The sequence below is a fragment of the Candidatus Filomicrobium marinum genome (genome assembly GCF_000981545.1).
Classification (GTDB): domain Bacteria; phylum Pseudomonadota; class Alphaproteobacteria; order Rhizobiales; family Hyphomicrobiaceae; genus Filomicrobium; species Filomicrobium insigne.
Genome location: NZ_LN829119.1, coordinates 3538779 through 3562777 on the forward strand (window position 1 = coordinate 3538779; position 23999 = coordinate 3562777).

Sequence of the window (23999 nt, forward strand, 5' to 3'; positions counted from 1 at the left end):
CGGGGCGCTTTGGGATTACTCCGAGCGTAGAATGACACGCTGAAATCGATGCAATAGGCCGACGTCAGTTATTGCTGGCGCTGAACGATTCGGCTCGATTTGTTTTGAGGAGAACCTGAATGAAGATCAGGCGTGACGATCCGCGGTTGCCGGCTACGTCGCGACCGTACGCGGGGCCACTCTATTTGCAGATCGGCGATCTTTTACGCGAGCGAATCCGTTCGCGTGGATGGGTCGAGGGACAAGCCCTTCCCAATGAAGGAGAGCTTGCACGTGAGTACGGCGTTAGCGTCGGGACCATGCGCAAAGCGCTCGAACAAGTCGAAGCTATCGGTTGGATCTGTCGGCGCCAAGGTCGGGGAACTTTTGTAACCAACCCAGAAGCCGCATCGGCTCAACGGCTCAATCCTTTCTTTGATGAAGGGGAGCATGTGATGCCACAAGATATCGCGGTTCAATGCGTATCATCGCGCGGGGCGACAACAGAAGAGGCGAAGCTGCTCATTCTCGATGAGGAAGAAAGTGTCGTTGAGATTGCGGCAGTGCGTAGGTCGGAAGGCGTTTTGGTGATTCACGACAATATTGTCGTCCCGGAGCGGCTTGTTCCTGGGCTTGCCGACGAACTGGCTGTTCGACCTGAAGGGGTCACCACTTATCGCAATGACAATGGATTGGTCGTAACGCGGCTTAAAGAAGCGCTTACCGCCGTCGCACTTCCGGAAGACATGGCCGTTAAGCTGGGTCTACCGATTGGTACACCCGCACTTCTGGCCAAGAGAGTTTCATTCGACGCTGATGGAGGCCCGATCGACGTTTGCGTCCGTTATGCTGTGCCGATGAGGACTGAGTATCGTATCGAGTTGAGCTGAGTGTGCTCACAATGCCGACGTTTCGGCGATTTTTCTAAACGAGAACTTATCTGGCTTTTGGGGGGGCTTCCGGACGCTTGGGGGTCAACGCGTTTGCCAGTTCTTGGAACGCGTCTGAGCTCGCTTGATCATCGGGGGTTTGCTGGAGTGCTTCAAGCACCCTGGGTACCAGTTCGACAGCTTGATCCAATTCCGCGTCTTCGCCTTTGCGATGTCCGGCGATAGCGCGAATTTCGCGCGTTTCTTCAAAGCGCGCGATTAGGCCCCGGAGCTTGGGGATGAGCGTACGTTGTTCGGGTGTCCAGGCTTTGTCGGCCAGTCGAGAGACTGAACTCAGTACATCGACGGCGGGAAAGCGCCCTTGCTGGGCGATGGAGCGTTCGAGAACGATGTGGCCATCGATGGTTCCGCGGATGGAGTCTGCGATCGGATCGTTGTGGTCGTCCCCATCGACGAGAACGGAAAATACGCCCGTGATTGAGCCTGAGCCTTCTTCTCCTGCACCAGCGCGTTCGAGCAGATTGGGAAGTTCGGAGAAGACGCTTGGCGTGTAGCCGCGTGCGATGGGAGGTTCACCTGACGCCAGGCCGACGTCACGTGCAGCGTGGGCGAAACGTGTTATTGAATCTACAATTAAAAGTACGTTGTCGCCGGCATCCCGAAAGTATTCGGCGATAGTCATTGCCGTTTTGGGAGCTAGGCGCCGTTTCATCGAGCTTTCGTCGCTAGTCGAGACGACGGCAACGGTATTCTGCCGGTTTTTTGCGACTGCTGTTTCCAAGAATTCGCGCACTTCGCGGCCACGTTCTCCGACCAATGCGACAACGACTGTGTCGAATTCCGTAGATCGGGCGAGCATTGTCAGAAGAGATGATTTTCCAACACCTGAGCCCGAGAAAATTCCGATGCGTTGGCCGGCGCAGAGCGGTGTGAACAGATCAATCACACGGATTCCGGTTTTTAACGGCGAATCAATGCGTTGACGGTGGAGTGGACGGGGAGGCGCACGGTCCAATGGGATGCTGCGCGGTCCTTGCTCCAGAGTGGGACCGTTGTCGATGGCACATCCGAGGGCATCGACAACACGACCTTTCCAGGAGGGGGCCGGGCGTATCGTCAATGGCCCGCGTTTCCACGCAGCGTCACCTATTCGGGTCGAAATTTTTTGCTGGAGAGATTTTACGCTTGCTGATCGCGCGTCGACACGCACGATCTCGCCGATCTCCTCACCATATGGCGCATCGATTTCAACGCAGTCGCCGATCTTCAGAAAGCGTGACATCCCTTCGACGCGAAAATGAGTCGGCATCACTTCGGAGATGATGCCGCCGATCCGATAGGGAGCTTGGCTGTCCATGGTGTCAGACAGTGCGTCAGCAAGACGTTGCAGGACGTTCGGTTGAGCGCTGGACGGCGAGGTGTCGTGCGTCATTTCAATCGGAGCTGTCTGTGATGTTTGAATGCCTTCTGAGACCATTTATTCGGACTATCGGCTTGGCTCGCCTAAGGTGTCGATGGCTTTCCGGAAGGTCGCGTCGGTTTGATCTACTGAGTTTTGCAATGACTCGAAGGCGCGGGAGACGGCGATCAGTTGCGTAATCTCGACGACGGGATTCACGTTGGAGCGTTCAAGATAACCCTGTCGAACGCCAACGGAATTAAAGTCGAGCGCGGGTTCAACAGGTCCCTCGACGGTGACGCCGCTATTGTCGTAGCGATTGAGCTTGGTGTCTGGAGGGATCGTGAACAGGCCAATCGCACCAAGCTGGACGCCGTTCTGCGTTATCATTCCATCATGTGCGATTTTGGGAGCGCCGCCTGCGGGATCCAGCTGAATGGGCGCGCCACCTACATCGAGAATGGGATAGCCTGATACGGTTTGCAGGTCGCCGGCTTCGGTCATTGTGAGGCGACCATCGCGCGTATATGCCATGCCTCCCGGTACTTGGAATGCCATCCAGGCATTACCGTCAATTGCGACATCCAGAGCGTTGTCCGTGCGTTCGACCGCTCCGGGACGACGGGAGATGTAGTTATCTCCTGTTGAGGCAAAGTCCGTACCGGTACTGACCTTTGAAAGCAGCGCTTCAAATTTGATTTCTTCAGCGCGAAAGCCGGGCGTCGAAGAGTTGGCCACATTGTGAGCAAGTGTTTCCAGCCGCCGTTGCAAGGCGAGCTGGCCGGACAACGCTACGTAAAGCCCTGCCTCCATAGGTTAGAATCCTCCGAGTTTGAGATTTTGCAGACTAGCGAGCAGATCAGAGCTGAAACTGGCTTGAAGAGGCTGCCCGATCAGCACGTTTGGTACGGGCGCAGATTGTGTCGGGTTTTCGAGTTCCCAAAGCATGGTGAAGCGCCGAACTAGCTTGTCGAGCTTTTCAGGATCCTGCAGGTCGGCAAGATCGAGCCGCTTTTCGATCATGGCCGCTTGCTTGTCGATATCCTGCGAGGATGCGCTGGCCGGAATTCCCAATGCGACCTGTACGAATTTTGTAAGGGCCTTATCCGCGAGAATGGTATAGGCGCTGGTAATCGACGGCGCTTTGCGTTCGAAGTATAGCGCCAGCCGGACGCCTTGGTTTTCTTCCCCGGCGCTGACCTCTAGCGTCTCGCGTATGTAGCGGTCGACAGTGCCTTGCTGTGTCAGCGAGTATGTGGTGGCGTCCTCGCCCCGTTCTCTGAAGTTGAAGGCATTGGCAAAAGTCGCCAAGCTCTTTTGATCGAGGGCTTCAAGTTGCTCGATGATACCTCCAACACTGTCGAGACCATCTTCCAGAATCTTACGGATAAAGTCCGTGTCATCGGCGAAGTCTTCGAGGAAGAAGGCTTTCAGTGCGTAGTTGAAGACCTCGGTGTTTTCCATGAACTCGCCGATGGACTTGATGTCGGCAATCGTGGACAAATAGTAGTCCGTATCGGCTTCCTGTTTGCTGCCCATCGTGAGCATGTATTTGTCGACGGTGCCCTGTTGGGTTGCCGAAAACGAAGTGGTTGCCTCTCCGTTGCTCTCGAAATTGAAAACTGCGGCGAACTTTCTGAAACGCGAGTCAGCGAGCTGGTTTGCGAACGCGTTCGGGTCGTGGATACCCTCGGTAAGCACCGTGCGCATGAAATCTGCGTCCTCGATCATATCTTCGAGGCCGAAAGCTTTCATGGCGTAGCTGTAGACGCGGGTATTGCCGATAAACTCATCGATGGTCGTGATGGATTGGATACTGGCGAGATAATAGTTGGACTCCATCGAGTCCTCTTCCAACATCCGGCGTGTGTAGTAATCGGTTGTGGTTTCCTGCGCGACGATTTGTGTCGCAGCAGCGCCAAGCTTCTGGAAGTTGAAGGCCTCGGCAAAGGCTCTATAGCGCTTGTCGACCAGCTTGTTTGAGAAGGCGTCCGGATTGTCGATGCCCTCCGTGAGGACCTTGCGCATGAAAGCCTTGGCGTAGCTCATTTCCTCGAGCCCGAACGCCTTCATGGCATAGTTGAAAACGCGCGTGTCATCGACGAATTCGTCTACGGTGGAGATCTCGGAAATGCGTGACAGATAATATTCTGTTTCACGAGCTATGACCGGATCTGAGGCCGTCATTTTCAGGGTCCTATCGAGGTCCTGTGTCAGACGTTGATATTCCGCCATAGTTGTCAGCATCACGAAATCCTTAACCCCGTTTCCAGGCCGATCAGTCTTAGAGGTGGCAGATCACGCTTTCCTGGACCTGATGCCGTTGCGGCTACCGGATCGTGATGAGCGTTGATCCAAGAAGTGAAATCTTGCCCCGCAAGGTAATTACCCTCTGCAAGAATTATGGGACGCTTACTGATTTTCAGTAAAACCTTTGTCTCAAACCCGTCCATTCGGAATTTATTAACGAATCACTTTGCAGCGTTAGGTGGAAATCCGGCAAAAAGCTTCGCGCAAGCAACGACATTTACTCATAGTTCTCGCGCTGCATAAGGGGGACACTGTCGTTGACAATCGTCATTGGTTTGATCGTTACGCTAGGGTGCATCCTAGGTGGCTTCATGGCCATGGGAGGCCATGTCGCGGTCATCTGGCAGCCATGGGAATATGTTATCATCTGCGGTTCGGCGTTGGGGACGTTCATCGTCGCTAACCCTATGAAAACGATCAAAGATGCGGGTAAGGGCCTCATGGAAGCCTTCGCCAACGCATCACCCAAGCAGCGCGATTATCTGGACGTTCTGAGTGTATTGTTCTCGCTTATGCGCGAGCTGCGCAGCAAATCGCGCACGGAAGTCGAGGCACATATCGACAATCCTGGCGAGTCGAGAATATTCCAAGCGTTTCCCAAACTCCTGGCTAATACAGAAGTCGTGACGTTTATTTGCGATTATTTTCGCCTCATCATTATGGGAAATGCGCGGACGCATGAAATTGAAGCGTTGATGGACGAAGAAATTCAGACGCTGCGGGCCGACAAACTTAAAGCGTATTATTCTCTTGTTACGCTGTCGGAGGCGTTGCCGGCCTTGGGAATCGTCGCCGCCGTGTTGGGGGTCATCAAGGCGATGGGAGCCTTGGACCAGTCAACGGAAGTTCTCGGTCACCTGATCGGTGCGGCTCTCGTTGGTACGTTTGCCGGCATCTTCTTCTCTTATGCCATCGTTTCTCCGATAGCGACGCAGATGAAGACCGTGCGTGATAAAAAACTCCGACTGTATGTTGTTATCAAGCAGACCTTGCTCGCGTTTATGAATGGCGCCATTCCGCAGGTGGCTATCGAACATGGACGTAAAACTATTTCGTCTAGCGATCGTCCTACGATCGATGAAGTCGAGCAGGAGACGATGGCGGCGGGTGTGACGGTTACCGCGGAAGCGGCCTAGCCGTCATCGAGGTTAGTGGATTAATGGAGTTGGCGCGGGTGCTGCGCGATTCGTGGCCTTCGCAGCCGGGCCAAAGTGAGAGGATGAGATGACCAACGAGACCGCTTCTGAGACTGAAGCTACGATCGAGGAATTTGCCACCGAGTTGGTTGAAACCGGTGAAGAGATCGCGCGCTCGTTTCAGGGCGTGGCGGGGGCGAAGGCACAGGAAAACCCTTTGACGGCCGGGCGTAATCTCGATGTCGTTATGCGCATTCCGGTATCGGTGAGGATCGTGCTCGGCTCTACGAAAATGCCGATATCCAATTTGGTCAAGCTGGGGCGTGGTTCTATCATTCCGCTCGATCGCAAGGTCGGCGAGGCGGTCGATATAATGGTCAACGACCGAGTTGTGGCGCGTGGCGAAGTGGTCTTGATCGATGATAAAGAATCGCGTTTTGGGGTGTCTTTGACAGAAGTTGTTGGGTGGGATGCTGTCGACGTCTCCAAGTAATTTGTTGCGATATTTTTATGCCTTTGAGGCCCGCAGTTTTTCTTGGCGGGATTTTTCTCGTGCGTGCGCAGCTCGCTGTATGAGCTAGTTGCCGAGGGTGTTGTTCGCTTGATGCTCACGTCACGAGTGTGAGCCGCTCTTGTCTCCAACTGAATCTAAGCTGGGTTTCTGATTTGGTCGAAAAGCCAGACAAAGAGAGTAAAACCGAGCAGCCGACCCCGAAGAAAATCAGGGATGCTCTTGACGAGGGAAATGTTCCGAACTCGAGAGAGTTCGGCACCCTTGCTTCTCTTACTGGTGTGGTCGTTGTGGCGGCCTTCGTACTGAACGATGGCGCTGCGTCCATGACAGCCGGCCTCAAGAACTTCATTGATGATCCCGGAGGGTGGAGGCTTGAGAATGCGGCGGATGCAACCCGATTGTTTCAATTTATTGGGATTAATGTGGCGGGGCTTCTTATTCCCGCAGCCTTGATACTCGTCAGTTTCGGGCTGGCGGCATCCTGCGTGCAGAGCGTGCCAAGACTTGTTCCGAAGCGGATCAAGCCAGACCCCTCCCGTCTCTCTATCTTGAAGGGCTTCACACGGATTTTTGGCCCGCAGGGCCGCGTGGAGTTCCTGAAAGCAACACTAAAGCTCTTGGGAATCAGTATCGGAGGCAGTCTTCTTCTGCTGTCGATGCAGAGCCAGGTCGTGCAGACGATGCTGTCAGACCCTCGCGGTTTGCCTGCTGTCTTACTATCGGCGTCACTTTGGCTTTTTGGTGGGGCGATGCTCGCCATGGCGGTGCTGGCGGCCGCGGATTTGTTCTGGTCACGCCATTTCTGGCACACTGAACTGAAGATGACCCGTCAGGAAGTTAAAGACGAAATGAAACAGTCGGAAGGTGATCCGATTGTTCGGTCGCGCTTGCGGTCTCTTGCGCGTGACCGCTCGCGCCGTCGCATGATTGCTGCGGTCCCGAAGGCGACGCTCGTCATTGCCAACCCGACTCACTACGCGGTTGCTTTGCGCTATGTGCGCGAAGAGGGGCCTGCGCCTCTTGTGGTGGCGAAAGGCGCAGATCTTGTTGCGCTGAAAATTCGCGAGGTCGCAGAATTAAATGAAATACCTGTGGTTGAAGACAAGGCTCTGGCAAGGGCGCTGTACGATAGTGTCCAGGTAGATCAGCTTATTCCGCCAGCGTTCTATAAGGCGGTGGCTGAAATCGTGCTTCATCTGATGAAGCGTTGATCAGCTTCATCGACGTTTGTGCAAGGGCGCTCATGATGTTTCGGCAAAGTATATCCATTAAATGCGAATACGAGCGTATTCTTGGTGAAAGCCTTGCGGAGGTCGCGAGCGAATTGCGTCTCGTCGAAGTCTCGGATTTCATTGCCTACATTCGCAACGGCCATATGGGTAATTTAGAGAGCATCGTCGATTCCTCGACAGAACTGTTTTTTCGGCGCGGAACGATTCGATTGGGTTCAACATCCGATGTCGTTTTGGATTGGGGAGTTCCGCCCATTGTGAAGCTCGGAATGGAGTTTCACAATCATGATGTCTCGGTTTATTTTCATATGATATTGGAGGCCGATAAGGCGGGTCTCGGCATTGATTACATGAATGTGTATGATAAAGGCGGAAGTAGCATTTACGAAGAGGTCGAAGATAAGCTGCGATCAGCTTTGGCCTTTGCGAAGCTGCAGCCTGTCGCGCATCGCAGCATATTCAACTAGCATTTATTGAGCTTCCTTTCTTTTCCTGATGCCGCATTTATTTTTTTGAGCTCTTCTTAAAGAGCTGAACTTCTGCGTTTCAGGCGCTGCAAATGTAATCTAAGTGTGCCTGAGGCGCATCGAATAGACTTGATTTATATATTCTTTTGTTTCTCAAGCACGCTCCCATCAAGCCTCGGACAAGTTTGATCCGTTAGACGAAAAGGAGGTTGATAGGGACGAGGGGGCTATGGGGCCTGTACATCTATTCGAGCTTATCTCTCAGCGCAGTGAATGGCTTTCACTTAGGCAGTCGCTTGTTGCTGGTAATGTCGCGAACGCCAACACGCCGGGGTTTAAGTCGAAGGACGTGATTCCGTTTGAGGCGGTGCTAAATCGCGCGAATCTCGAGCAGACGATGACGCAGCAGGGCCATGTCAAAATCGGCATGGGCAATGTGGCCGATACGGAGGGCACCAAGAAGACGGACAGCATGGTGCTTCACTCCGGCAACAGTGTCAGCCTGGAAGGGGAGCTGCTGAAAGCGGGTGAAGCTTCTCGTGACCACCGGCTCGCGAACACCGTCATGAAGTCATTCCATCGCATGCTTTTGTCGACGACGAGAGGGTAATTCCAAGTGGACGCACTGGCCGCAACTCTGAAGATCGCGTCGTCGGGCCTCACGGCCCAGTCGTCGCGTTTGCGCGTTGTCTCGCAGAACTTGGCGAACACGCAGTCAACGGGGAACACGGCAGGGGCCGACCCTTATCAGCGCAAGTTGATCAACTTTACGAGCCATCTCGACCGATCAGCGGGCGTCGACGTCGTTCAGGTCGATAAGGTAACGCGCGATGACGCGCCGTACCGCCTAGTCCATGAGCCTGGCCATCCGGCTGCCGACGAGAACGGCTACGTGAAGTATCCCAACGTCAATGTCCTGGTTGAGATGGCGGATCTGCGGGAGGCCAACCGCACGTATGAAGCCAACCTCCAGGTCATGAAGCAGGCCAATTCGATGATTGCCACAACGCTTGATCTGTTGAGGAGCAACTAATGTTTGAAGCTATTACGCCGACAGCTCCTGTATCTGCCGTATCGGGCAGCGAAGCTGCGACGATCGCGAGTCCTTCAGGAACTTCCGGTGTCAATGCGAGCGCGCTGGCTAAGGCTGGGAGCGCTGTTGTCGCAACGGGCGCCGAACAGGATTTTACGGCAGTGCTCGATAAGCTCATGACCGATGCGGTTGACACTCTGAAGACGGCCGAAGCGACGTCGTTGAAGGGCGTGAAGGGCGAAGCGTCAGTGCAAGAAGTCGTCGAGGCGGTGATGGCTGCGGAGCAGACATTGCAGGGCGGGATCGCGATCCGTGACAAGGTCGTGTCCGCCTATCTCGAAATCAGCCGCATGTCCATCTAAGGAACCGCACCTATGAGAGCTCTTGCGATTGCAGCGACCGGCATGGGGGCCCAGCAGCTCAATGTCGAAGTTATCGCCAACAATATCGCCAATATCAACACTACGGGCTTCAAGCGGGCCCGCGCCGAGTTTACCGACCTTCTCTATCAGGCTGAGCGGGCTGCCGGTGCTCCAGCGCGTGGCGGTGAAAATATTGTGCCGGAGGGCGCGCAGGTTGGCCTTGGCGTACGTACCGCAGCGATCCGAAATCTGCATATGCAGGGCGCTCTGGCCCATACGAACAATCGTCTCGACCTTGCACTGAACGGACATGGCTGGTTCCAGATCAATGGGCCGGACAACGAGATCCTCTATACGCGCGCCGGCGCCTTCAATAAAAACGGTGATGGGCAGATCGTGACGATCGACGGCTACCTGGTGCAGCCGGAGATGACCGTTCCGGAGAATACCAGCGATATCATCGTGAACGCCGACGGCACAGTGTATGCGAAGATCGATGGCCAGGATGATCTGCAAGAGCTGGGACAGCTGACGCTTGCGAACTTCGTCAACGAAGTCGGGTTGGAACCGCTGGGCGGCAACCTGTATCGCGAGACTCCGGCGTCTGGCGCGCCGGTGGTCGGGATGCCAGGGGATGACGGGTTCGCCACTGTGCGGCAGGGTTACTTGGAAAGCTCCAACGTCGATCCGGTGAAAGAGATTACGGAGCTTATTTCCGCGCAGCGTTCTTATGAAATGAATTCCAAGGTGATTCAGGCTGCTGACGAAATGTTGGCGACGGTGGCCAAGGGTATACGCTGAACTTGAAAGGGTTGGCCAATGGGCAGGTTTTTGCTTGCGGCCATTTTATTGGCTTCATTCATGCTCGCGCTTCCGGTGGGGCCGTCTTCGGCCGCCGGCGGCGATGACGGAGTTTATCCCGTACCTCGCAAAACCCTCTACCCGGGTGATGTCATTACAAATGCGTCGCTTGAGCGGCGCAAATTCCGTTTTCGGAAGGGCGTCGTTATTCCTTACGTGCAGTCGGTCGACCAGTTGGTCGGGATGGTGGCGCGTCGCACCCTATTGCCGGGGCGTCCTATCGTTAAGAGTTCATTGCGTGAGCCTGAGCTCATTCAGCGTGGACAGACTGCAAGCATCGTCTTCCAATCCGGATCTCTGACGATCTCTGGATTTGCCAAGGCCCTGGAGCCGGGTGCCGTCGGCGACATCATAGCGCTCAGAAATGTCGACAGTGGGTCGATCGTTCGCGGGCAGATCCGCGCTGACGGCAGCGTTGTGCTAGGAGCAAACTAATGCGTTGCCTGTTGGCTGCCGTATTGTTCGTCCTGATGACTGCAAGCGCCATTGCTGATGGCGCTGTTGTGCATAGCGGGAGCCATGGGGTTCGCGTCAAGGATATCGTTTCCATACAGGGCGTACGGTCGAACCAACTTGTAGGCTACGGATTGGTCATCGGTCTTATGGGATCGGGTGACAGCTTGCGCAACTCGCCGTTCACGCAGCAATCGATCGCTGCGATGATGGAGCGTATGGGCGTAAATATCCGTAACGGTGACGCCCGAACGAAGAACGTTGCGGCTGTCATTGTTACGGCGGATCTTCCCGCCTTCTCCGGACATGGTTCGCGCATCGACGTCACGGTTTCGTCGTTAGGCGATGCGACGTCGCTTGCCGGTGGTTCGTTGATCCGTACGCCACTTTATGGTGCTGACAACCAGATCTATGCCGTTGCGCAGGGTTCGCTCGCTGTCGCCGGCTTTGATTCTCGGGGGCAGAATGAGTCGGTTACAAGGGGCGTGCCGACAACTGGCCGCATCGCCAACGGCGCGATCGTAGAGCGCGAAGGGCCCGGACGATTTGTAGATCAGGAGGAGCTTCGCCTGGAGCTTAGAAACCCCGACTTCACCACGGCCGTGCGCGTAGCGGAGGCCATCAATGAATTTGGGAGCGAGCGCTTCGGAAAAATGGGAGTACGTATGGCTCTCGCGGAAGATCTGCGCATGGTGCGTGTATTTCGCCCACCGAATGTCCCATTAGCGATGTTCACCGCCATGATTGGTGAATTGTGGGTTCAGCCGGACTCGCCTGCGCGTGTCGTTATCGATGAGCGAACCGGTACGATTGTGATCGGTAGTGAGGTGCGCATTTCTACCGTGGCTGTGACGCACGGAAGTATCACCGTCCGGGTTACGGAGACGCCGGTTATCTCCCAACCGCTACCGTTCTCCGATGGCCGGACCGTTGTTGAATCGGACACGGAAGTGGATGTCATTGAGGAGCCCGGCAATTTCTCGATCGTAAACGGCAGCGATCTGCACACTTTGGTCAACGGATTGAACCGGATGGGGCTTAAGCCCCCAGGGATTATTGCCATTATTCAAGCTATGAAATCCGCGGGGGCGCTGCATGCTGAACTTATCGTTCAATAAATTTTCGCTGGCGGCCATTGCAGTGGATGGACCCCATGCAACTGCAATGACGGGTGGCACCCGAGTGTCTCAGTTTGTCGCTTTGGGGCTGCTTGTTGCCGGATTGGCTGCTTTCCCGGCTCAGGCTGATGCGGAGCAGGTCGCGCGACCTGCTGATACCGTGACCGGGCGGACGATGGCCGAGCGGTATTGCGCCAATATCGGGGACGCGGCTCAGGATGCGCGCTTTGCCTGGCAGGCCAAGACGATTTCCGACATGGAGAAGGAGCTTGATAAGCGTATCGCGGCCATTGAGGAAAAAAGTGCTGAACTCAAGGACTGGGTCGAGAAGCGTGAAAAGTTTCTCGATATGGCCAATGATGGGCTTGTCGAGATCTATACCAAAATGCGCGCGGATGCGGCTGCGCTACAGCTCGCTGAAATGAATGAAGTGACTGCAGCTGCCATTGTGATGAAGTTGCCTCCGAAAATTGCCGGTGCCGTGTTGTCGGAAATGGAAGCGGAGAAGGCAGCGCGGATGACTGCGACCATTGCCGGTGCCGGACGTGCTGCGAAGCGGAACAAGGGCGGAGAGTCGTGATAACCACCCTACGCGCGCGCATTCTAATCTTATTCTGCGCTCTGCAATGTGCTGGATGCGCGGTTAATCCGCGCGATATGTGGCGTGAGCCGCATCTTACTCCAGTTGGAGCAGGGGTTATTCAGCCGGCCATCGACATTCCCGTCAGCGCAAAGCCCATCCGCACATCCTACCATGGCAATTCGTTCTGGCAGGACGAGAGCGCAGATATGTTTCGCGATCAGCGCGCCATGAACATCGGCGACGTCGTCACGGTGAAGATCTCCATCAAAGACCGAGCGACGATAGAAAACGATTCAGAGCGTTCTCGCGATGCAACGAACGACCTCAACGCGGGCTTTGACTATAGCGCTGCTACCCCGGGTTACACAGGAACCGCGTCAGGCGAGGTCGGAACGGCCATTGGCGCGAAATCAACACATAAAGGCAAGGGAGAGATCGATCGCTCGGAGCGAATCGATCTATTAGTTGCGGCCATCGTTACGGATCTGCTGCCGAACGGTAATTTGATTATTGCCGGATCGCAGGAAGTGCGTGTCAACTTCGAAGTTAGGGTTCTGAGCGTCACGGGGATCGTCCATCCGCGTGATATCGGAGCTGACAACATCGTATCATACGAGAGGATCGCTGAGGCGCGGATTTCTTATGGAGGGCGCGGTCGTCTAACCGAGGTGCAGCAACCGGCTTGGGGACAGCAACTGATCGACAACGTCAGTCCGTTCTGAGCCCCATCGTATACCGAGAATTTCTCACTTGCGCGGGCAGGCGCTAGCATGGCTAAGGCGAAAAATTCTGATAAGGCTTCCGGCGGAGAGGCCTCAGCGCTGGGATTTATCCTCGCGCTTGTCATGCTGACGCTTCTTGGTGGTGGTGCCGGTACGTTTTTTGGCATGCAGCTCGGCGGTGCGACCGCGTTTACGTCGTTTGGTGACGGTGGCTCCGTAGAAGCAGTGGATTCCTCGTCGACGGAAGCAAAGGATGGTCATGGGGGCAAAGTTGGCTCTTCTGACTCGGATGACGGCAGCCAAGATCAAAAGGGCCCCAAGCTTGTCGCGCTGGAGCCGATTTTTGCCAATCTGGCCGAACCCAAAAATGTTTGGATGCGTCTTGAAGCGGCTTTGTTGATCAAGCCAGGCCCGCAAAAGCGCGATGTTCTGATTTTGCAGGTTTCGCAGGATGTCATGCAATTTTTGCGAACGGTGAAATTGGCGCAACTTGAAGACGCGAGCGGATTGCAGTTCCTGCGCGATGACCTGAATGACATTGTTCGGACGCGCAGCGATGGCCAAGTCAGTGAGATTTTGGTCAAGGGGCTAATCGTAGAATGAGGCGCTTTGCGACTCTTCTGATCATTGCCGCGGCTTTGATCTATTTTGGGTCGGGAAGTGCCAATGCGCAGATTCCAGATCTGCGCGAGCTCATCCCTCAAGGCGACGCCAGTGTCTCTGGACGCATTGTACAAATGCTGGCCTTGCTCACCGTTCTCTCGGTGGCGCCGGGCCTCCTTATCATGGTGACGTGTTTCACGCGCTTCATCATCGCGTTGTCATTTTTGCGAGCTGGGCTCGGTTTGCAGACGACGCCTGCGAATCTCATTCTTATCAGCTTGGCGCTCTTTATGACCTTTTACGTCATGGCGCCGACTTTCGACAAAGCTTGGCAGAATGGGTTGCGACCGCTGATCGAGAATAAGATCACGGAAGAGCAAGCCTACACGGAGATTACGGCACCTTTCAAAGAATTCATGCTGGCCCACGTCCGTGAGAAAGACGTACAACTCTTCGCAAATCTTGCTGACGCAGAGGGGGGCAATATGCAACCCGGGCAAGAAGTGGAAATGCGGGTTCTGATCCCAGCTTTCATGATCTCTGAACTCAGAAGAGGGTTTGAGATTGGCTTTCTGATTATCCTGCCATTTCTCGTAATCGACATGATTGTTGCGACGCTGACGATGTCTATGGGCATGATGATGTTGCCGCCGACAATTATTTCCCTCCCCTTCAAGATCTTATTTTTTGTTCTAATTGACGGTTGGAACCTTCTGGTTGGCGGGCTCATACGTTCGTTCGGGTGATTCTGGAGCGGCGTTTAATCTCTCAGTAACTAAATTGGCTTAGGTGTGGAGGGATGGCAGATCGGGGAACAGATTTCCCCGAAGGTATGACGCCGTTTCTCGCCACCGCCAGCTTCAGGCTGGAATGTCCCATTGATCGAAATTGTCCAAGCGACAAGGGGCACCCTCTTTATGAATAGCATCAATACGAACTTCGCGGCGATGACCGCTCTGCAATCCCTCAATCAGACCAACAAGAACATGATCGAGACGCAGTCGCGCATCTCGACTGGCTATCGCGTTGGCGAAGCGTCGGATAACGCTGCGTACTGGTCCATGGCCACCACCATGCGCTCCGACAACAAGTCGCTGTCGGCCGTGTCTGACGCGCTGGGTCTTGGTGCAGCGACGGTCGACGTCGCTTATGTCGCCATGGAAAAATCCATCGACGTCATGACGGACCTGCAGAAGAAGCTGGTTCTTGCCCGTCAGCCAGGTGCTGATCGCGCGAAGATCCAGACGGAAATCGATGAGCTGCAGAACCAGCTCCGGTCGATCTCGACCTCGGCTTCGTTCACGGGTGAGAACTGGCTGAACGTCGACACCACCGCAGGCTCCGGCTACACGGCAAGCGAGGAAGTCGTTGCTTCCTTCTCGCGGAGTGGCAACACCGTCTCGGTCGGCACGATCTCTATCGACGTTTCATCGACCTTCCTGTTCAACCAGAACGGAGCTGCAACCGCCGACGCACGTGGCATCCTCGCTTCGAATCGCGTTGCTGCGACGGGTGCGATTGGCGTTGCGGGCACGATCGTTATCGCCAGCACAACCGGTGCGGGTGAGATGGATATCTCAGGTGCTGCGATCACGGAGACAAACATTGACGAGTTCATCGAGGCCGTCAATCAGGCTATCCAGGAGATGACGGATGCTGCAACGAACCTCGGTGCAGCCAAGAGCCGTATCGATCTGCAGTCTGAGTTCGTCTCGAACCTGAGCGACGCCATCGATCGTGGTATCTCGACGCTTGTCGATGCTGACATGAACGAAGAGTCCACGCGTATGCAGGCTCTGCAGGTTCAGCAGCAGCTTGGCATCCAGGCTTTGTCGCTGGCCAACCAGAACAGCCAGAACATCCTGTCGCTGTTCCGCTAATTGTAAATTAGTCACTCTGATTTCGACGGGCGCGCTCGGTAACGGGCGCGCCCGTTTTGCGTAATGTTCACATAAGCTTCGTTCGCAATGTTCCTGGCGTAAGGGTTTCTGCCGGCCGTTTGAGCTGGTGTGTTGTACGCGGTGTAGGCCCGTCATTGTAGGTAAGTGGATCGGCTTGATCGAGCCGAAGGCATGATGCCGCTCCACTGCTCCGGTCTGACCCCGGAATGTCCCAAACGCCAATCCCATTCTTGCGACCGAGGGGCATGATCATGAACAGCATCAATACCAACTTTGCGGCGATGACCGCGCTGCAGTCTCTTAATCAGACCAACAAGGATATGATTAAGACGCAGTCGCGTATTTCGACGGGCTATCGCGTGGGCCAAGCGTCCGACAATGCCGCCTACTGGTCCATGGCTACCACCATGCGCTCCGACAACAAATCGTTGTCGGCGGTTACTGACGCGCTTGGCCTTGGCGCAGCTACAGTCGATACGGCCTATACGGCGATGGACAAAGCCATCGACGTTATGACCGATATTCAACAGAAGCTTGTGCTGGCCCGTCAGCCGGGGGCTGACCGCGACAAGATCCAGACCGAAATCGACCAGCTCCAGGATCAGCTTCGCTCGATCGCGATTTCGACGTCTTTCACAGGTGAAAACTGGCTTGCCGTTGATAACGGTCAATCCGGGGGCGGCACCTATTCCTATACGGCTACGGAGGAAATCGTTGCTTCCTTCTCGCGCACTGGCGATACGGTTGCCGTGGGGACGATCTCGATCGATATTTCGACGACTTATCTGTTTAATTTCAATACGGACGGCGCTGGCGGTGCGATTGGTTCGGGGACTGCGACGGCCGACGAGCTTGGAATTTTGGGGTCGGCGCGTTTGGCTGCGACAGGTGAGATTGATGCCGCCGGTACGCTTACGCTCGTAAGCGTCGACGGAACGAGTGAAATGGATATTTCAGCGGCCACAGAAGCGCAGATCGACGAATTCCTGACCGCTGTCGACAAGGCCATCCAGGACATGACGGATGCTGCAACGAATCTCGGCGCGGCCAAGAGCCGGATCAATTTGCAGCAGGATTTCATCGCCAGTCTCGGCGATGCGATTGACCGCGGTGTCTCGACGCTCGTTGACGCTGACATGAATGAAGAATCGACGCGTATCCAGGCGTTGCAGGTTCAGCAACAGCTTGGCATCCAGGCACTCTCCATTGCCAACTCGAACAGCGAAAATATTCTGGCTCTGTTCCGCCAATAGAGTCTCTAAAGTCACACTAATTGAAACGGTCACGCAGAAGACTGCGTGGCCGTTTTGGCATCATTCTCGCGCAAGCTTAACGTCCGATCCTCCCGGTGGGAAATCAGAGAATTTCTAGGGACTTGAATGTTTGCGCGCGATCAACTGATGCAATTGGGTCAAAACCTGGCGGGTCTTGGGACTAAGCGCCTGGCGATGATGTCTGTTGTCGGCATTCTCGTCGTCGCCTTGGTGATAGGGTCGGCCTACTATCTGAGCCGTCCGCCAAAAGAAACTCTCTATACGGGATTAACGCAGCAGGATGTTGCCCGCATCGGCGGGGCGCTTAGCGATCTCAATATTCCGTTCGACGTCAATGAGCAGGGCGGAACCGTGATGGTTGGCTATGGAGAAGCCAGCCGTGCGAGGATGCTGCTTGCCGAGCAGGGTCTCCCAACCGCATCCAGCGGCGGGTATGAACTGTTCGATCAGTTGGGGTCAATGGGGCTCACCTCCTTTATGCAGGAGGTGACACGCGTTCGCGCTCTCGAAGGGGAGATGGCGCGCACTATTCAGACGATGAAGGGTGTTAAGGCAGCCCGTGTCCACATTGTGATGGCGGATGCGGGTTCGTTCCGCCGTCAGTCCCGTCCGGCCTCCGCGTCGGTTGTTATTCGCACCGACATGCCGGGCGAATTTCCAGGTGCCGCGGCGATACGACATCTCGTGGCAGCAGCTGTGCCAGAGCTGAACATCGATAATGTCAGCATTTTGAATACCAATGGTGCGGTTCTGGCAGCCGCGGGCGATCCCAACTCACAAGCGCCTGGAAAGATGCTCGGTCTTGAGCAGACTGTTTCGGAACGATTGCAGCAAAACGTGAGTATGACGCTGGCTCCGTATCTGGGAGTCGGCAATTTTCATGTGAGCGTCGCCGCCAACCTAAATACCGATAAGCGGCAGACACGCGAGACCACTTACGATCCTGACCGGCGCGTCGAGAGGTCGACACACGTTATCAGGCGAGCTGAAAGTACCGAGAATAAAACAGCGAATGGCGCGGTTGGCGTCGAACAGAATATTCCCGAAGAGGAGCCGACGGCTTCAGGCGCCGATCGCTCAGCGAGCAAGGATGAGCGCCGCGAAGAAGTTACGAACTTTGAGATCAGCTCCAAGACGATTTCGACAGTCAGCGAAGGTTATCGCATCGACAAGTTGACGGTTGCTGTCGTCGTCAATCGAGAGCAATTGCTCGATGACGGACAGGTGGCAACTCCGGCAACGCTTCAACCGAAACTCGATGAAATCGAGCGACTTGTTAGCGCTGCGACGGGTATTGATGCGAGCCGTGGTGATGTCGTGACCGTCAGCGCGGTCGACTTCCAAGGGCAAACGGCTGCATTGTCGCCTATGCCTGATGTCGGCGTTGTCGAACACATCATGCGCAATCTGGGCACGCTGATCAATGGTGCGGCAGCCGTTGTGATTGCTTGGCTACTTATCTGGTACGGCGTACGGCCGATGGCGACGGCGATGCGCGAAGTCGCTGAGGCTAATGCGCTGGAAGGCGGCAATCTCGTTGGTGCCGCGGCAGGAATTGGCAGCCTGGAAGCCGCTGATGAGCTTGAGGCTCTGACCTCAGCGGATTCAGCCATAGTTGAAGATTACCAGCGGCGTAATGAGAACTCTCCGCAAGCGCGGTTGCAGCGGATCATCGATATGGATGAGACGCAGGCGGCAGCCGTTCTTAAACAGTGGATGCATGACGGCTCGTAACAATGGCAGCACGACACGCGGTAAACTTCTTAGAAGAGTTGGACGGTGGCTTTGAGCCGGGAACCGACGACGGGGAGGTTATCGAGTTCGATAACCTCTTCGCTGTTCGTGCTTCCGAGGCCGTTGAAAGCAAGACAGAGACACTGGAGTTTGTAGAGGCCGCCGGATACAGCCGCGGTTTTTCGGAGGCACAAGCCAGCGTAGCGAATAAATACGAAGCGCTTCTGAAGGAGAAGACAGAGGCATTCGAAGCGCAACTTGCCGCTGAGCGGGCGCAATGGGCGGAGCGCAGCGCAGATCAAAGCGTGCATCTTATCAAGGAAGAGATTCAACGGTGCGAAACGGCTATTGGCGAGCAAGTTGCTCGGCTGCTGCTTCCGTTGATTGAAACGCAGCTGGCGGAACAGTCCGTTCGTGAAATTCGAGATCTCGTGCGGCGACTCCTTGCTGAAGCGCCGGAGGCTCATATGAAAATTTCCGGTCCCGGCGCCATGGTCGAAGCCATGCGTATGGCGCTTGGTGAGAACGGTCTACATGCCAGTGTCCAGGAAAGTGACGTCTTGGAGCTGAGGGTCGAGATTGATCAGGTCGTCATCGAGTCGCGCGTCAGCAAATGGGTTGAACGGCTTCGCGAGGCGATAGGATGAGCTTAGGTAAGGAAGATACGGCTGCGGCCCAGATTGTCGTTATAAGACGGCGTGCTGATGACCATGGTGAAGGACACCATGGTGGTGTCTGGAAGATCGCATACGCCGACTTCATGACCGCGATGATGGCCTTCTTCTTGGTTATGTGGCTCATAGCTTCCTCGGATCAGCTCACGCGCGAAGGTATCTCGAATTACTTTAATCCAATGCAACTTGCCGAGGATGAGCCTCAGGCCAAGGGGCTTTCGAATGCCGATAAACCCGTAGACCGGGATCCGAATTCCAAGAACATGAATGGCTCGCAGAAGATCAGTGCTTCGGGCGGGGCTGGAGAACTCAAGGTCCAGCAGGCGCCGACGGGGCAGGATCTGTTCCAGGACCCCTACGACATTCTCGAGCGATTGGCGCAGCGGGCTTCCTCTGGGGATGAGACGAAAACAGAGCCACGGGCAGATCGCGGACCACAAACTACGGATGATCACGGAACTGCCATGGCCGACGGGCAGGCGTTTCGCGATCCGTTTGACCCGGCGTTCCGCAGCCAGCGACCACCGGCACGCCCCTCGGATGCCGTTGGGGTTGGCGGTGATTCCGTTGCGGATGGGGGCAACACGATGAAGGCCTCCGATCGCATAGCAATTTTGAATGAGGGGGCCGGCGCTCAGGCAGAAAAGGCGGCATCGGACAACGCAGAGTTGGCAACGACGACTCAAGAAGCGAGCCGCGTGCGTGACGAGCTTGCGGCAGCACTCGGTCGCCATGTTTCCGATGAGAAGACTGGCGAGATCGATACGGATCCTGCATCCGGCGTGAAGGGACCCACGATCGAAGTTACGAGCGATGATCATGGTGTTTTGATCAGCCTTACAGACAACTCCAACTTCGGAATGTTCCCGATTGCGTCAGCGGAACCAGCCGTTGAGATGGTTTCGCTGATGGAAAAGGTTGCGGGTATTCTGAATGAGCGTAAAGGCAGCTTGGTCGTTCGAGGCCATACAGATGGGCGGCCTTTCCGATCGGGGACCAACGACAACTGGCGCCTTTCGATGGCGAGGGCGCACATCGCTTTCCATCTTCTTACGCGGACGGGTCTTGATGAGGCACGGGTCGAACGGATCGAGGGGTATGCGGATCGCCAGTTGAAAGTCGCGGATGATCCGCTGGCATCGGAGAATCGTCGAATCGAGATTTACTTGCGGCAGGAGGCTCCGAATTGATGACGCGGGTCAGATCCATGCTGCTCGGAGGCGCCCTGGCGATGAGCTGGGCGTGTCTCATTTTTGGTGCGGCCGCGCAAGAGGCTGCCGGCCGGTTGCAAGTGTACGAACTGGTGCGTTCGCTGGTTGTTTTGCAGAACCAGGTCGTGCATGGCGATTTGCGGGCTCATGCATCACAACGCAAACTGCTTGATCATATTGCCGAGGTTATAAAAGGAATGCCCTCCGAGGAATGGGAGGACATTCGGAATGTGCGCGCTGTCATCAGCTTTATTCTGGGGGGCGGTGATCCAAGAGCAGTACGGCCTATTCTGGATAAGTTTGCTGCGCGGGGCGAGATAGGACGCGTGGCGGAGGCCTCTGTGCTTTATGCCGAAGGGAAACGGCGAGAGGCGCGCGAGGCATTCAAAGAGATCAAGCCAAGGAGCCTTGAGACGAGCCTTGCCGGCCATGTCGCGCTGGTTAAGGGGGTGTTGCTGGACGGCAGCGACCGTGAGAATGCGATCAAGAATCTAGACGATGCTCGTTTGCTGTCTCCGGGTACCATCGTGGAAGAAGCGGCGCTGCGTCGCGAAATTCCAATCGTTGCGCGGGCCGGCGATTTCGACAAATTTTCCTATCTGCTGGCCAGATACTACCGGCGCTTCGGAGCGTCAGTTTATGCGCAAGGGCTTGCTCCCGAGGTCGCAGCTGTCGTCGCGGTAAAACGCTTCGTTAAAACTCCGGAGCAGTTTGCTCAGCTAGAGCGTTCCATTGCCGTTAGCAGTCCAGAAGTCGCGCGCGACCTTTATCTCATGCTGGCGCAGTCGGGCGTTGCTGAGGGTTATGCCGACATGGTCCGATTTGCGTCGGAGCGAGCGTCTCAGCTTAGCCAACTCGATACCGTCGATGGAAATCGAGCCAAGCTCTATGGCGCAGCCGTCATGATTGTTTCAGACGATATGGACGAAGGGCTGTCTCGCTTGATGAGCGTGGAAAAGTCACGGCTTGAGCGCGCGGATGTTGAAATCGTGGACGCGGCATTCAACGTGGCGACGGCTGTCCGGCAGTGGCCGGAAACTCCAAAGGCTCCTCCTCTCGCTCTTCAACAGCGTGTGGATGATAAAGCGCTAGAGTCGTTTGCGGCCAATCAAACCAGTCAGTCTGTCCTTCGTGCACGCGATACGCTGGCCGCTGTCGATACTGTTTTGCAGGAGATCGATTGATGGCGGACGCGACTTTGTTTCTCGGTGATGCTGGACATGGTGCAAGTGCTGTCGGTGGCGCCAAGGGGCGGTCGGAGGCCGGCGGCGGCAAAGGGCATGCGGATATTGCGAACGACCAGGGCGAGGGGTTCGAACAAATCCTTGCCAAGGGAAATAAATCTCGCGATGGCGATGCGGAGACTAATGCCGAGACGGCCACGTCGGGATCCCGCGTGCGTGGACTTTCAGTGCGGTGGCCGCAGGGTTCGGAGCCCACTGACGAGGATGGCGCGCGCGCCGACGCGACTGAGGATGGAACCTCCACGGGCTCTTTGCGGGAAGCTGATTTAGAATCTGAAGACGCATCTCAGGCTGATCGGACGACCAAGGCGGCCCAGGAGCCGGTGCCCGATGTGTCGTCTCACTTGGTTGGGGCGGCTCCAACAGGGGGGGGCGCAGGCGATGCCAGCTTAGGAGTTGGCTCTGCGAAGACGGCGGAGGGTAGAGGCGACGGCATTGGTAAGAACCTAATGTCAGGGTTGCCTGCCGATGATTTGCAGGGCGCAAGGCAAGCTCGCGACGCCAGTGCGATCGAGACTTCGAGACAAGCAAACCGTGTGGCAAATGATGTAGCGGTTCAAGCGAATCAGGCAGCTTCCCGAAATCCCGCCGGGCCGATTCTGCCGGGAGCGGTTCAGCCTGCGGTGGCTCAGCTCACCGCAGTTCTGTCGCAGGGCCGAGAGACCGGGAAGCGTGATGTTGCCGCGCAGCGCGGACCGATGGATGTTCCCGCAAAGATAAATGTATCTCTGGCGGAAACGCATTTCTCACCCGTTAAGCCGGACAGCGAACTAGAAGCTTACGATCTTGCACGACGCGCTGACGGGCGTGGTGCCCAAAAAGATCTTGGTAAATCAGCTCGCGACGTGTCGCGGATGCAAGCTGAAGTGCGATCCGATAAAGCTGGCCGAAGTTCTACGTTAACGCAAACCGATGTGCGGGCCGAACAGATTGCTCAAAGCGTGGCAAGGCCGGCCTCCGGTGACGTTAGTGGGCAGATCGGGACAAGAATTTTACAGGAACTCGAGCACGCTCGCCCCTTGAGTGAGACCCGGAGTACCGTTCAGGTGCACGTAAAGCAATCCGATCCCGTGCTGAAGGTTCTGGAAATTAAGCTCGAGCCACGTGATTTGGGCAGTGTCGTGGTCCGTATGTCGCTCCGCAATGACGTCCTAAACGTCGAACTTGGGTTTGGCAGATCAGAGGCGGCTGCAACAATTGCGAAAAATACGGACCAACTTACCCATTATCTGCGGTCGTCCGGCTATGTCGTCGACGAAGTTGTGGTGCGCGTCGTTGAGGGTGACCACCGCGTACATTCTCAGATGACGACGACAGCGACCACGGGCGCTGATCCAACTCATGCTCAAGGTGAGGCGGGCAATTCAGCGACCTCGTCCGGTTTGACGGGGCAATCCTTCGGCGAGCAGGGCGAGCGGCGGCCGGCGGCTGGAGGGCAAAACCCGAGTTCGCAACACGGTGGCGAGGGGACACATGACCAGGACAATTCTCAGTCTCGCTCTCGCGGTGGCGTTTTCGTTTAGTTTGGCCGGGACGCTAAGTGCGGAGACCGCGAATGTCTGTGAGCGGGAAATGGCGCGTGCGGCAAAGTTGCACAATATCCCCCTCGGGATCCTTTATGCCGTCGGACTAACTGAGACCGGCCGCGGTGATGGGTTGCGTCCATATGCGCTCAATATCGACGGCGATGCCGTCTACGATTTAACACGGCGACAGGCTGCGGCCCGTGTTCAGGAATCACGCGCGCGCGGTATCAAGCTGATCGATATCGGATGCATGCAGATTAATCACTACTGGCACGCAGATAAGTTCCGCTCACTGGATGACATGCTCGATCCGGCACGGAATGTCGCTTACGCGGCCTTGTTCCTCAAGGAATTGCACGCCCGTGAAGGCAGTTGGGTCATGGCTGTCGCCCGCTATCATGCGGGGCCTAATAATGATGCAGCTCAGAAGCGTTATGTGTGTCGCGTGATCGATAACATGGTTGCGACAGGGTTTGCGGAGTGGACGAAAGCGGCGCGGCATTTCTGCGGCAGGTAGTTTTGTAAATGCTTATGCGCCCGGGGTTTCATGTGCTCCATTGTGAGCGAATCTGCTATTGGCGTTGATTACAAGATGCTTTTGCAAGCTGGCGTCGCCAGGCCGAGACAACGAGATGCGCTAGGTTGGCGAAAGCATTCGGCAGTAAGAGATTTTCAAGGGTTTATAGGCTCCAAATTGGGACGCGGCAGTCTTGGCGGATGCAACGACATGGGCGCCAGCTGGAGCTGAAAAAAATTAGGCTGGGCACAGAGTT

26 protein-coding genes are annotated in these 23999 nt (G+C 55.8%); 23 read left to right on the forward strand and 3 right to left on the reverse strand.

Translation table 11 applies throughout. The features are described 5' to 3' along the window. The first annotated feature begins 119 nt into the window (after positions 1–119). Positions 120–869: a GntR family transcriptional regulator gene (locus tag YBN1229_RS16495; protein ID WP_052744027.1), complete on the forward strand. Its 750-nt coding sequence runs from the start codon at positions 120–122 to the stop codon at positions 867–869. Positions 870–915: 46 nt separating this feature from the next. Here YBN1229_RS16495 and fliI read toward each other — a convergent pair whose 3' ends face one another. From fliI to YBN1229_RS16510, 3 genes are read right to left on the reverse strand one after another with little or no spacing between them, the layout of a single operon-like run. Beyond that, positions 916–2301, reverse strand: a complete 1386-nt coding sequence (gene fliI / locus YBN1229_RS16500) for a flagellar protein export ATPase FliI (RefSeq protein WP_046480720.1) — start codon at positions 2299–2301, stop codon at positions 916–918. A 54-nt stretch (positions 2302–2355) separates the two neighbouring features. After that, on the reverse strand, positions 2356–3081 hold the full coding sequence (gene flgF, locus YBN1229_RS16505) for a flagellar basal-body rod protein FlgF (RefSeq protein WP_046479312.1): 726 nt from the start codon (positions 3079–3081) through the stop codon (positions 2356–2358). A 3-nt stretch (positions 3082–3084) separates the two neighbouring features. Next, positions 3085–4515, reverse strand: a complete 1431-nt coding sequence (locus YBN1229_RS16510) for a DUF1217 domain-containing protein (protein WP_046479313.1) — start codon at positions 4513–4515, stop codon at positions 3085–3087. Positions 4516–4835: 320 nt separating this feature from the next. Between YBN1229_RS16510 and motA the strand changes: the two genes are divergently transcribed. From motA to YBN1229_RS16620, 22 genes are all read left to right on the forward strand, one after another. After that, positions 4836–5714, forward strand: coding sequence for a flagellar motor stator protein MotA (motA, locus tag YBN1229_RS16515; protein WP_046479314.1), 879 nt, complete (start codon positions 4836–4838; stop codon positions 5712–5714). An 88-nt stretch (positions 5715–5802) separates the two neighbouring features. Beyond that, entirely contained in the window at positions 5803–6207 is a 405-nt protein-coding gene (gene fliN / locus YBN1229_RS16520; protein WP_082101185.1) for a flagellar motor switch protein FliN, read from the forward strand. A gap of 173 nt (positions 6208–6380) precedes the next feature. Beyond that, positions 6381–7439 (forward strand): EscU/YscU/HrcU family type III secretion system export apparatus switch protein, encoded by a 1059-nt coding sequence (locus tag YBN1229_RS16525; RefSeq protein ID WP_046480722.1) that lies wholly within the window; start codon positions 6381–6383, stop codon positions 7437–7439. A gap of 32 nt (positions 7440–7471) precedes the next feature. Then, positions 7472–7927 (forward strand): hypothetical protein, encoded by a 456-nt coding sequence (locus YBN1229_RS16530; RefSeq protein WP_152025029.1) that lies wholly within the window; start codon positions 7472–7474, stop codon positions 7925–7927. Positions 7928–8156: 229 nt separating this feature from the next. Then, positions 8157–8537: a flagellar basal body protein gene (locus YBN1229_RS16535; protein ID WP_046479315.1), complete on the forward strand. Its 381-nt coding sequence runs from the start codon at positions 8157–8159 to the stop codon at positions 8535–8537. A gap of 6 nt (positions 8538–8543) precedes the next feature. Further along, entirely contained in the window at positions 8544–8960 is a 417-nt protein-coding gene (gene flgC / locus YBN1229_RS16540) for a flagellar basal body rod protein FlgC (protein ID WP_046479316.1), read from the forward strand. Next, positions 8960–9322, forward strand: coding sequence for a flagellar hook-basal body complex protein FliE (locus YBN1229_RS16545; RefSeq protein ID WP_046479317.1), 363 nt, complete (start codon positions 8960–8962; stop codon positions 9320–9322). Before flgC ends, YBN1229_RS16545 begins: the two co-directional genes overlap by 1 nt. A 12-nt stretch (positions 9323–9334) precedes the next feature. Further along, a complete protein-coding gene (gene flgG, locus YBN1229_RS16550; protein WP_046479318.1) occupies positions 9335–10123 on the forward strand; it encodes a flagellar basal-body rod protein FlgG in 789 nt (262 codons plus the stop codon). 18 nt (positions 10124–10141) lie between these two features. Next, positions 10142–10618: a flagellar basal body P-ring formation chaperone FlgA gene (gene flgA / locus YBN1229_RS16555; protein WP_052744030.1), complete on the forward strand. Its 477-nt coding sequence runs from the start codon at positions 10142–10144 to the stop codon at positions 10616–10618. Positions 10619–10653: 35 nt separating this feature from the next. Beyond that, positions 10654–11754 (forward strand): flagellar basal body P-ring protein FlgI, encoded by a 1101-nt coding sequence (locus YBN1229_RS16560; RefSeq protein ID WP_244465081.1) that lies wholly within the window; start codon positions 10654–10656, stop codon positions 11752–11754. Then, positions 11732–12334, forward strand: coding sequence for a MotE family protein (locus YBN1229_RS16565; protein ID WP_052744031.1), 603 nt, complete (start codon positions 11732–11734; stop codon positions 12332–12334). The genes YBN1229_RS16560 and YBN1229_RS16565 overlap by 23 nt, the downstream gene beginning before the upstream one ends. Continuing rightward, positions 12331–13059 (forward strand): flagellar basal body L-ring protein FlgH, encoded by a 729-nt coding sequence (flgH, locus tag YBN1229_RS16570; RefSeq protein ID WP_052744032.1) that lies wholly within the window; start codon positions 12331–12333, stop codon positions 13057–13059. Before YBN1229_RS16565 ends, flgH begins: the two co-directional genes overlap by 4 nt. Positions 13060–13107: 48 nt before the next feature. After that, positions 13108–13662 (forward strand): flagellar basal body-associated FliL family protein, encoded by a 555-nt coding sequence (locus YBN1229_RS16575; RefSeq protein ID WP_052744033.1) that lies wholly within the window; start codon positions 13108–13110, stop codon positions 13660–13662. Next, positions 13659–14408, forward strand: a complete 750-nt coding sequence (gene fliP, locus YBN1229_RS16580; RefSeq protein WP_046479320.1) for a flagellar type III secretion system pore protein FliP — start codon at positions 13659–13661, stop codon at positions 14406–14408. The genes YBN1229_RS16575 and fliP overlap by 4 nt, the downstream gene beginning before the upstream one ends. A 171-nt stretch (positions 14409–14579) precedes the next feature. Then, positions 14580–15542 (forward strand): flagellin, encoded by a 963-nt coding sequence (locus YBN1229_RS16585; RefSeq protein WP_046479321.1) that lies wholly within the window; start codon positions 14580–14582, stop codon positions 15540–15542. A gap of 272 nt (positions 15543–15814) precedes the next feature. Next, positions 15815–16816 (forward strand): flagellin, encoded by a 1002-nt coding sequence (locus tag YBN1229_RS16590; RefSeq protein WP_170832446.1) that lies wholly within the window; start codon positions 15815–15817, stop codon positions 16814–16816. A 126-nt stretch (positions 16817–16942) separates the two neighbouring features. Beyond that, complete coding sequence (fliF, locus tag YBN1229_RS16595; RefSeq protein WP_046479323.1) at positions 16943–18571, forward strand: flagellar basal-body MS-ring/collar protein FliF; 1629 nt, start codon at positions 16943–16945, stop codon at positions 18569–18571. Between the two features lie 2 nt (positions 18572–18573). Next, the gene (locus YBN1229_RS16600; protein ID WP_046479324.1) at positions 18574–19218 is read left to right on the forward strand and encodes a hypothetical protein; all 645 of its coding nucleotides are present in this window, start codon (positions 18574–18576) and stop codon (positions 19216–19218) included. Further along, positions 19215–20435: a MotB family protein gene (locus YBN1229_RS16605; RefSeq protein WP_046479325.1), complete on the forward strand. Its 1221-nt coding sequence runs from the start codon at positions 19215–19217 to the stop codon at positions 20433–20435. Before YBN1229_RS16600 ends, YBN1229_RS16605 begins: the two co-directional genes overlap by 4 nt. After that, positions 20435–21640, forward strand: a complete 1206-nt coding sequence (locus YBN1229_RS16610) for a hypothetical protein (RefSeq protein ID WP_046479326.1) — start codon at positions 20435–20437, stop codon at positions 21638–21640. Before YBN1229_RS16605 ends, YBN1229_RS16610 begins: the two co-directional genes overlap by 1 nt. Then, positions 21640–23223, forward strand: a complete 1584-nt coding sequence (locus YBN1229_RS16615) for a flagellar hook-length control protein FliK (protein WP_046479327.1) — start codon at positions 21640–21642, stop codon at positions 23221–23223. The genes YBN1229_RS16610 and YBN1229_RS16615 overlap by 1 nt, the downstream gene beginning before the upstream one ends. After that, a complete protein-coding gene (locus YBN1229_RS16620; protein WP_076605350.1) occupies positions 23174–23743 on the forward strand; it encodes a lytic transglycosylase domain-containing protein in 570 nt (189 codons plus the stop codon). The genes YBN1229_RS16615 and YBN1229_RS16620 overlap by 50 nt, the downstream gene beginning before the upstream one ends. Positions 23744–23999 lie beyond the last annotated feature (256 nt).

Bases quoted from the DNA above. Each gene is read 5' to 3' on its own strand.
- YBN1229_RS16495 (WP_052744027.1), top strand. From the start codon at position 120: ATGAAGATCAGGCGTGACGATCCGCGGTTGCCGGCTACGTCGCGACCG.
- fliI (WP_046480720.1), bottom strand. From the start codon at position 2,301: ATGACGCACGACACCTCGCCGTCCAGCGCTCAACCGAACGTCCTGCAA.
- flgF (WP_046479312.1), bottom strand. From the start codon at position 3,081: ATGGAGGCAGGGCTTTACGTAGCGTTGTCCGGCCAGCTCGCCTTGCAA.
- YBN1229_RS16510 (WP_046479313.1), bottom strand. From the start codon at position 4,515: ATGCTGACAACTATGGCGGAATATCAACGTCTGACACAGGACCTCGAT.
- fliN (WP_082101185.1), top strand. From the start codon at position 5,803: ATGACCAACGAGACCGCTTCTGAGACTGAAGCTACGATCGAGGAATTT.
- YBN1229_RS16530 (WP_152025029.1), top strand. From the start codon at position 7,472: ATGATGTTTCGGCAAAGTATATCCATTAAATGCGAATACGAGCGTATT.
- YBN1229_RS16535 (WP_046479315.1), top strand. From the start codon at position 8,157: ATGGGGCCTGTACATCTATTCGAGCTTATCTCTCAGCGCAGTGAATGG.
- YBN1229_RS16545 (WP_046479317.1), top strand. From the start codon at position 8,960: ATGTTTGAAGCTATTACGCCGACAGCTCCTGTATCTGCCGTATCGGGC.
- flgG (WP_046479318.1), top strand. From the start codon at position 9,335: ATGAGAGCTCTTGCGATTGCAGCGACCGGCATGGGGGCCCAGCAGCTC.
- flgA (WP_052744030.1), top strand. From the start codon at position 10,142: ATGGGCAGGTTTTTGCTTGCGGCCATTTTATTGGCTTCATTCATGCTC.
- YBN1229_RS16560 (WP_244465081.1), top strand. From the start codon at position 10,654: ATGACTGCAAGCGCCATTGCTGATGGCGCTGTTGTGCATAGCGGGAGC.
- YBN1229_RS16565 (WP_052744031.1), top strand. From the start codon at position 11,732: ATGCTGAACTTATCGTTCAATAAATTTTCGCTGGCGGCCATTGCAGTG.
- YBN1229_RS16575 (WP_052744033.1), top strand. From the start codon at position 13,108: ATGGCTAAGGCGAAAAATTCTGATAAGGCTTCCGGCGGAGAGGCCTCA.
- fliP (WP_046479320.1), top strand. From the start codon at position 13,659: ATGAGGCGCTTTGCGACTCTTCTGATCATTGCCGCGGCTTTGATCTAT.
- YBN1229_RS16585 (WP_046479321.1), top strand. From the start codon at position 14,580: ATGAATAGCATCAATACGAACTTCGCGGCGATGACCGCTCTGCAATCC.
- YBN1229_RS16590 (WP_170832446.1), top strand. From the start codon at position 15,815: ATGAACAGCATCAATACCAACTTTGCGGCGATGACCGCGCTGCAGTCT.
- fliF (WP_046479323.1), top strand. From the start codon at position 16,943: ATGTTTGCGCGCGATCAACTGATGCAATTGGGTCAAAACCTGGCGGGT.
- YBN1229_RS16600 (WP_046479324.1), top strand. From the start codon at position 18,574: ATGGCAGCACGACACGCGGTAAACTTCTTAGAAGAGTTGGACGGTGGC.
- YBN1229_RS16605 (WP_046479325.1), top strand. From the start codon at position 19,215: ATGAGCTTAGGTAAGGAAGATACGGCTGCGGCCCAGATTGTCGTTATA.
- YBN1229_RS16610 (WP_046479326.1), top strand. From the start codon at position 20,435: ATGACGCGGGTCAGATCCATGCTGCTCGGAGGCGCCCTGGCGATGAGC.
- YBN1229_RS16615 (WP_046479327.1), top strand. From the start codon at position 21,640: ATGGCGGACGCGACTTTGTTTCTCGGTGATGCTGGACATGGTGCAAGT.
- YBN1229_RS16620 (WP_076605350.1), top strand. From the start codon at position 23,174: ATGACCAGGACAATTCTCAGTCTCGCTCTCGCGGTGGCGTTTTCGTTT.